At 69.6% G+C, this 6,819-nt stretch carries 4 protein-coding genes; 1 reads left to right on the top strand and 3 read right to left on the bottom strand.

From position 1 onward, the window contains the following. Nucleotides 1–239: 239 nt before the first annotated feature. The 3 genes from AC16DP_RS25880 to AC16DP_RS25870 all read right to left on the bottom strand — a co-directional run bounded on the left by AC16DP_RS25880 (nucleotide 240) and on the right by AC16DP_RS25870 (nucleotide 4,705). Nucleotides 240–1,589: an IS1380 family transposase gene (locus AC16DP_RS25880; RefSeq protein ID WP_329726343.1), complete on the bottom strand. Its 1,350-nt coding sequence runs from the start codon at nucleotides 1,587–1,589 to the stop codon at nucleotides 240–242. Nucleotides 1,590–1,698: 109 nt separating this feature from the next. After that, complete coding sequence (locus tag AC16DP_RS25875; RefSeq protein WP_329726344.1) at nucleotides 1,699–3,252, bottom strand: GspE/PulE family protein; 1,554 nt, start codon at nucleotides 3,250–3,252, stop codon at nucleotides 1,699–1,701. A 31-nt stretch (nucleotides 3,253–3,283) separates the two neighbouring features. Next, on the bottom strand, nucleotides 3,284–4,705 hold the full coding sequence (locus tag AC16DP_RS25870; protein WP_329726345.1) for a cytochrome P450: 1,422 nt from the start codon (nucleotides 4,703–4,705) through the stop codon (nucleotides 3,284–3,286). 125 nt (nucleotides 4,706–4,830) lie between these two features. Between AC16DP_RS25870 and AC16DP_RS25865 the strand changes: the two genes are divergently transcribed. Beyond that, entirely contained in the window at nucleotides 4,831–6,789 is a 1,959-nt protein-coding gene (locus AC16DP_RS25865; RefSeq protein WP_329726346.1) for a lysyl oxidase family protein, read from the top strand. The last annotated feature ends 30 nt before the right edge of the window (nucleotides 6,790–6,819 follow it).

The following is a 6,819-nucleotide window of genomic DNA, read 5'->3' as shown; positions in this document are numbered from 1 at the left end:
CTAGCCCGGATTATTCACCAGGGCCTGGCGAGAAGCCGCGAAGGGGCCGTGCGCAGACCCAGGGGGCACGATCTGGCTCGTTGCCCCTATCTGTCAGGTGAGCGGAAGTCAGGTTGGCAAAGGGGCGCCAAATCCGTGGGGTTGGATTTCAGCGACTGGCGCGCAGCACCGGGCGCACCTCGGCCGTGTCGGCCAGGTGGCCGTGCGCAGGAGCAGCGGGGTGTGCACCGCGCGTCAGCTCACGAGGGCGCCCAGCTCAGCGAGCCGGCCAGGGCCATGAAGACGGCAGCCAGCGGGAAGGACGTCGGCAGGCGCACCCACAGCCGACGCGCCGAGCGCGTCACGTGGGCTGCCACCTTCAACAGACTCAGCCGCAGCGTGTCCATCTGCACCGTGGCCAGGGCGGGAGCGTGTCGGCCCGCCTCGGTGCGCAGCGCATGCATCAGCACGTAGGCCGCCGCGTGCAGTAGCAGTCGCAGGAAGTTGGCCCAGAAGCTGGAGCAACTCAGCCGGTCGGCCAGCAGCGCGTTCTTCAGGTCCTTTATGTAGTTCTCGCACTGCCCGCGCTCGCAGTAGGCGTCGTAGAGCAGCTCGGGCGGGAAGCCGTGCAGCGAGGTGACGACGAAGCGCGGGTTTTCTCCCTTGGCGCTCACCTCGGCCTTCATCACCACGTGGCGCTCATGGGGCCAGGACTCGGCCGCGTAAGAGAAGGAGCCGAAGTGGCGTACGTAGGGCCGGCCCGCCGCGTACTGCTCGTTGGCGGCGGCCATGACAGCCTCACCCCGGCGCTGGAGGACGGGATTGCGCGCCAGCCCCAGCAGGTAGTCGATGTCGCCCCACTGCGCGTTGAGCTCTTCGAGCACTCGCAGCACCCGCGGCATGGCGAAGCCCGAGTCGCCGCGTACGACGACGCGCACCTCGGGGAAGCGCTGCTTGAGAGCGACGATGAGCCGGCGCAGCACTCCGGCGGCTCCTCGTGCGGCGTGGGCGGTGCCCGGCCGCAGAATGGCGGTGACGAGCTGGCCCGTGGTGCCGTCGAATACCAGCAGCGGGTGGTACATGTGCTGGTCGTAAAAGCCGTGGAAGAGCGAGAGTTGCTGCTGGCCGTGCGTGGGGTCGTCCGTGCTGTCGATGTCGAGCACCACCACCTCGGGGGGCGAGGTGAAGGAATCGAGGTAGTGCTGCTCCAGCACGGCAAGCACCTTGCGCACGCTGCGCCCGTCCACTGCATTCTCCAGGCGGCAGAGCGTGGGCTGCGAGGACAGGGGCGAGCCGCTGTGCGGCACCAGGTCGCACGCCATCTGGAGAACCGGGTCATGGCGCAGCGCGTGGGCGTCGTTGCAGTCCTCGTAGCCCAGGGCCATCTGGTAGACACGCTGCCGCACCTGCTCCAGCCGCGTATGCACCACGCGCGAGGGGTCGCGTGCATCGGGGATGCAGCCGGCCAGCTTGCTGGTGAGGCCCAGGCGCTCATCCATCTGCCGCAGCAGCAGCGCTCCCCCATCGCTGGACGTGTCCGGCGCGTCGCTCGTGAGGTGGACCGGAAAAGTGGGATGAAAGTGGAGAACGGCTGGAGTACGGTGTGTCATGCGGGCGGGCGTTTCTGATGCGGCCTGAGTCTTGAGCAAACCCAAGCTAAATCAGGGCGTTACGCCCGCAACCGCTCTCCTTCTCCTCTGTCCCGGTGAATAATCCGGGCTAGCCGGGAAGACCCTCACCCCGGCCCTGCTGGCGATCCTCGCGGGCGGTCATGAGCTGCCGGTAGGGGATGACACGCACCAGCTCCGCGAGCGTGGTCTGTCCGGAGGCGATCTTCTCCATCGCGTCCTCCACGAGCGTGCGGAAGCCGTGCGCCCGCGCGTGGCGGCGGAGCTGCGCGCTGTGCGCCCCCTGGGCGATCAGATCCTGCAGCCCCGAGTCCACCACCAGCAGCTCGTAGATGCCGGTGCGCCCACGGTAGCCGGTGTGACGGCACTCCTCGCACCCGACGCCCGTCTGGGGCTGGATGCCCTCCAGCAGCGGACCGAGCAGCTCCTTCTGCTTCTTCGTGGGCTCGGCGGGCGCCACGCACTTCGGACAGTTGCGGCGCACGAGCCGCTGGGCCAGCACCGCGAGCAGTGAGTCCGCGATGTCGGTGTCATCCAGCTCCAGCCCCCGGAGCCGGCCCACGGCACCCACCGCATCCGCGGTGTGGAGCGTGCCGAGCACCACGTGCCCGGTGGCCGCCGCGTTGAGCGCCATGCTGCCCGTCTCCAGGTCGCGGATCTCCCCCACCAGCATCACGTTGGGATCCTGCCGCAGCAGCGCCCGCAGCAGCAGCGCGTGCGACATCTGCGAGGTGACCTCCTTCTGGTTCACCTTGGGGACGTAGTACTCGATGGGGTCCTCGGCGGTGATGATCTTCTTGCGCCCATCGTTGAGCTGCGCGAGCGCCCCGTAGAGGGTGGTCGTCTTCCCGCTGCCGGTGGGGCCGGTGACGAGGATGAGGCCCTCGGGGTTGGAGAGCAGGTTGAGGAACACCCGCTCCGTGTCCGCGCTCATCCCCAGCTTGCTCACGGGGACGAGCCCCGCGCTCGAGTCGAGCACGCGGATGACCACGTCCTCGCCCCCCGGGCTCGGCACCACGCTCACCCGGAAGTCGATGACCTGGTGCTCCTCGCCCTGGACGAGCACGGCGCGGATGCGGCCATCCTGGGGCCGGCGCCGCTCGGTGATGTCCATCCCGGCGAGGATCTTGATGCGGCTGACCACCTCCTGCACGGACTCCGGATCCATGTGCGTGAAGGCCTGATGCAGGATGCCGTCGATGCGGTAGCGCAGGTCCACGTCGTCGCGGTAGCTCTCGATGTGGATGTCCGAGGCCTTGCGCTCGAGGGCCCCGGCGAGGATGTCATCCACCAGCTCCACGGGCGTGGGCGGAATCTTCGAGGGCAGGCGCTTGCGGATGACCAGGTCCGATTTCGTCTGGGGCCCCGCGCCGAAGCCCGTCTTCAGGGCCGTCTCGAGCTCGTAGCGGTTGAGCTTCACCGGCTGGATGGCCCGCTGCAGGAAGTCGGAGATGCGGAAGCGCAGGGCCTGGTTGTCCGGCTCCGTCATGCCGATGGTGACGGGCGCATCGGCCGCCTGCGCGTCGATCTTCCCCAGCACCACCACGGAGTGGCGGCGGCAGAACGGCTCCGGCAGCAGCCGCATGGAGTGCCGATCGAGGGTGTACTGCGAGAGCTCGGAGAAGGTATCGGACCCCTGGGCCATGGGGCCGGGCATAGCACGCCCGGGGGCCTGCTCAGGACTCCAGCCGCACGATGCGTGGGATGTCTCCTCGCACCCGGACCGAGGGAGGGTGCGGCGTGTCCCGCCCTCCCACGCGCATGGGCAGGCCATGGCGGGGGCCCAGGGTGATGCCCCGCACCTGGCACGACACGCGGGCCTCCGGGGCGAGCGACAGCCGGAAGCGCTGCAGCAGTGTCGCCAGCACGAGGCGCACCTCCTGCGCGGCGAACGTGGCGCCCAGGCACATGCGCGGCCCGGCACCGAACGGCAGGTACTCGTAGAGCGAGGGCTGGAGGTGCTGCCAGCGCTCGGGGAGGAAGCGGTCCGGCTCGGGGTAGAGGTCCGGAGTCCGGTGGGTGATGAACGGGCTGAGCATGACGCCCGTTCCCTTCGGCAGCGCGAGGGGGCCGAGCTGGAAGCCATCCGTGGCGAAGCGGACGAAGAGGAGGGGAGTGGCCGGCAGCAGGCGCATGCTCTCCTTCACCACGGCGTCGAGCAGCGGCAGCCGGGAGAGCTGCTCCACGGAGGGCGCGGCGCCGCGGAGCGTGCCGGACAGCTCGTCCTCCAGGTCCGCGAGCACGCGCGGGTGTTGCGAGAGGAGGAAGAGCGTCCAGCTCAGCGTGTGCGAGGTGGTCTCGTGGCCGGCGACGTAGATGACGGAGGCCTGTCCGAGCAGCTCCTCGTCCGTGAGGGCCGCGCCATCCTCGTCATGGGCCCGCAGGAGCATGGAGAGCACGTCGCGGCCCTCGGGCAGCGTGCGCTTGTGGCGGATGAGCTCGAGCAGGCGCGCGTGCAGCGCATTCGCGGTACGCACGAAGCGGGCGTACGGCGTGCCCGGCAGCGCCCGGGGCAGCATCATCACCGCGGGCGAGGTGAGCCCCTCCAGGAAGTCCATGCCCAGGTGCCCCAGGTCGTGCGCCTGCCGCTCGTCCTCGATGCCGAACAGACAGCGCAGGGCGATCTGCAGGGTGAGCTCGGTCATCTCCCCGGACACGTCGATCGTGCGGCCCGGCGTCCAGCGCGAGAGGGCCCGCTCGGTGAGGGCCACCATGTCGTCGCGGTAGCCCTCGACGCGGCCCTTCTGGAAGGGCGGCATCATCAACTTGCGCTGCCGGCGGTGGAGCTCGCCGTTCATCGACGTCAGGCCCGAGAGCAGCTGGCGCGCCGTCTCCGGCACGGGGAAGAAGGCCTTGTCGTTGTGGTGGAAGAGGTTGCGGTCGGAGAGGACCTGCTGGTTGTACGCGGGCCCGAAGAGGCAGAGCACCGAGAGGTCTCCGTCCGTGAGGGAGCAGACCTCGCCGTAGTCGCGGTGCAGCCGCAGCGACTGGCCGATGGGATCGGAGAAGAAGCGCAGGAAGTTGCCCTTCGCTCCCAGGAGCGGCAGGGGGCGGGGACCCCGGAGGGCCACCCCGGTGAGCGCGGCAGGCTGCGTCATGTCTCGTTTCCAGAGGATGAGAGGAGAGGAGGATAGGGCGAAAGGGACCGGGATGGGCGGGTCCGCTATCGTTTCCCCGAGGGGCGCCGGGCCGGAGGGCTCCGCATACCGAGGGGGTTTCACACATGAAGATGTGTCGCGTACTGCTCTCCACCGCGCTGGCGGTGGTGCTGGGGGGCTGCCCTACACCTCCGCCGAAGCCGAACCCACCCGAGGAACAGGGGCCCTTCCTGTCCGACACACCGCTCTGGATGCTGGAGGCGCCCGCGTCGCTCCGGCAGTCGTGCTTCGGCAGCTCCATCGCGCTCGGGGACGTGAACGGGGATGGGAAGAAGGACCTGGTGGTCGCGGCGCCTCCGTGCTCGTCGATGACGGGCAAGGGCTCGCTGGTCCTCTACGCCGGCAATGGCTCCTCGTTCTCCTCCGAGCCCATCATCGCCGAGCTGGACTGGGAGAACCCCAACCCGTCCGCCAGTGGGCGCGCCAGTGTGGTGTCCATCGGCGACGTGAACGGGGACGGCTTCGCCGACATCCTCGTCCGCGCGCAGGCCGCGGGGACGCTCGTCTTCGCGGGCAAGGCGGAGCTCGGGGCGGTGTTCCAGGCGCCCCTGTTCCGTGTGCCGTTCCTCGGCGTCCACTACGCGGCGTTCCTCAGTGACTTGAATGGGGATGGGCTCGATGACCTCGTCAGCACCCAGGCCTCCACGCGGCAGACCCGCCTCTACCGCGCCACGCCCGCGGCGGACGCTCCGTTCACCCTGGTGAGGACGTTCACGGAGCGGGCAGGGCGGACCCTCCGCACGGGGGACCTCGATGGCGATGGGACGGGGGAATTGCTGCTCGTGACGGCGGCGGGCTCCCAGCTCTACCCCGGCTGCAAGGTGGAGGAGCCCGGGGTCTGCGAGGGCGGGCTGCGTGTCTCGCCCACCTGGACGGCTCCCGAGTCCCTGCTGGGGTTGTTCCCGGACCAGAACGGGGATGGCCACCCCGAGGCCGTGCTGGGCTACCAGGGCAAGGTGGCGGTGCATCTCTTCCAGCCGGAAGGCGGCATCTCCCCAGCGCCCATCTGGAGCATCTTCGCGGACCCGGCGTATCCCGGCCTCAATCTGACGTCGGGCTTCATGCAGGTGGGGGACCTGGACAAGAACGGCCAGGAGACGGAGTTCGTGCTGAGCGCGTTCGGGCGGCTGTATGCGTTCTTCCCCCAGCAGGCGCTCTCCGCCGAGCTGCGTCCGGACTGGGCCTGGCCGAGGAGCAACTCGGTGGGCCCGCTGTTCCCGGGGCACGTGAGCTTCGCGACCGCCGCGGCGGGAGACCTCGACGGGGATGGTTACGCCGACCTCCTCGCGGGCCTGGCCCCGCCGGTGGACCAGTTGACGCCGACGATGCCGCTGCGGCCCGGACGGGTGGTGGCCTACGCGGGAGGCAAGATTCCCTCCCAGCAGGAGCCCACGCCCTTCCTGCGGCTGCCCGCCGCGTGCGGACTGTCGAGCAATGGGGGCAAGCCGGACGTGACGGTGGACGCGGATGTCCTCTCCCGCTCGGTGTACATCGAGCAGCGCAACTTCCCGGAGACGGCCTGCGAGGTGGTGGAGCGCTGCGTGGGTGCGCCCGGAGACCGCCGCCTGCTGCGCTTCAGCGTGGCCATTCCCAACCTGGGCTCGGGCTCCGTGGTCATCCCGCCCCCCAATGTGCGGCCGGACCTCTACGAGTTCGACGCGTGCCACCAGCATGACCACCTCGTCGGGTTCGCCAGCTATGAGCTGGTGGACTCGGGCAACGCGGTGGTGACCGTGGGCCGCAAGCAGGGCTTCTTCCTGGTGGACCTGGTGCCCTACTGCGGAGACGCGCCGGCCCCGTTCATCGACCCCGATGGCGCCCAGGGCATCTCGCCGGGCTGGGCCGACGTGTACGCGGGGGACTACCCGTGCCAGTGGCTGGACATCACGGATGTGCCCGATGGCACGTACGCGCTGCGCATCGGCGTGGACAAGAACAACCTCGTCGACGAGGAGGACGTGCATCCCAACTCCGTCGACGTGAGGGTGAAGCTCTCTGGCACCACCGTGGAGATCGTCCCGTAGGAACGGCCGGTGCTCCGGGGCATGCACCCC

It is taken from the genome of Archangium sp. (assembly GCF_057119385.1).
This window is presented reverse-complemented; position numbering and strand designations above follow the sequence as displayed.

Excerpts from the sequence above, each read along its gene's own strand:
- AC16DP_RS25880 (WP_329726343.1), bottom strand. The coding sequence starts at position 1,589 with ATGACACACCGTACTCCAGCCGTTCTCCACTTTCATCCCACTTTTCCG.
- AC16DP_RS25875 (WP_329726344.1), bottom strand. The coding sequence starts at position 3,252 with ATGGCCCAGGGGTCCGATACCTTCTCCGAGCTCTCGCAGTACACCCTC.
- AC16DP_RS25870 (WP_329726345.1), bottom strand. The coding sequence starts at position 4,705 with ATGACGCAGCCTGCCGCGCTCACCGGGGTGGCCCTCCGGGGTCCCCGC.
- AC16DP_RS25865 (WP_329726346.1), top strand. The coding sequence starts at position 4,831 with ATGAAGATGTGTCGCGTACTGCTCTCCACCGCGCTGGCGGTGGTGCTG.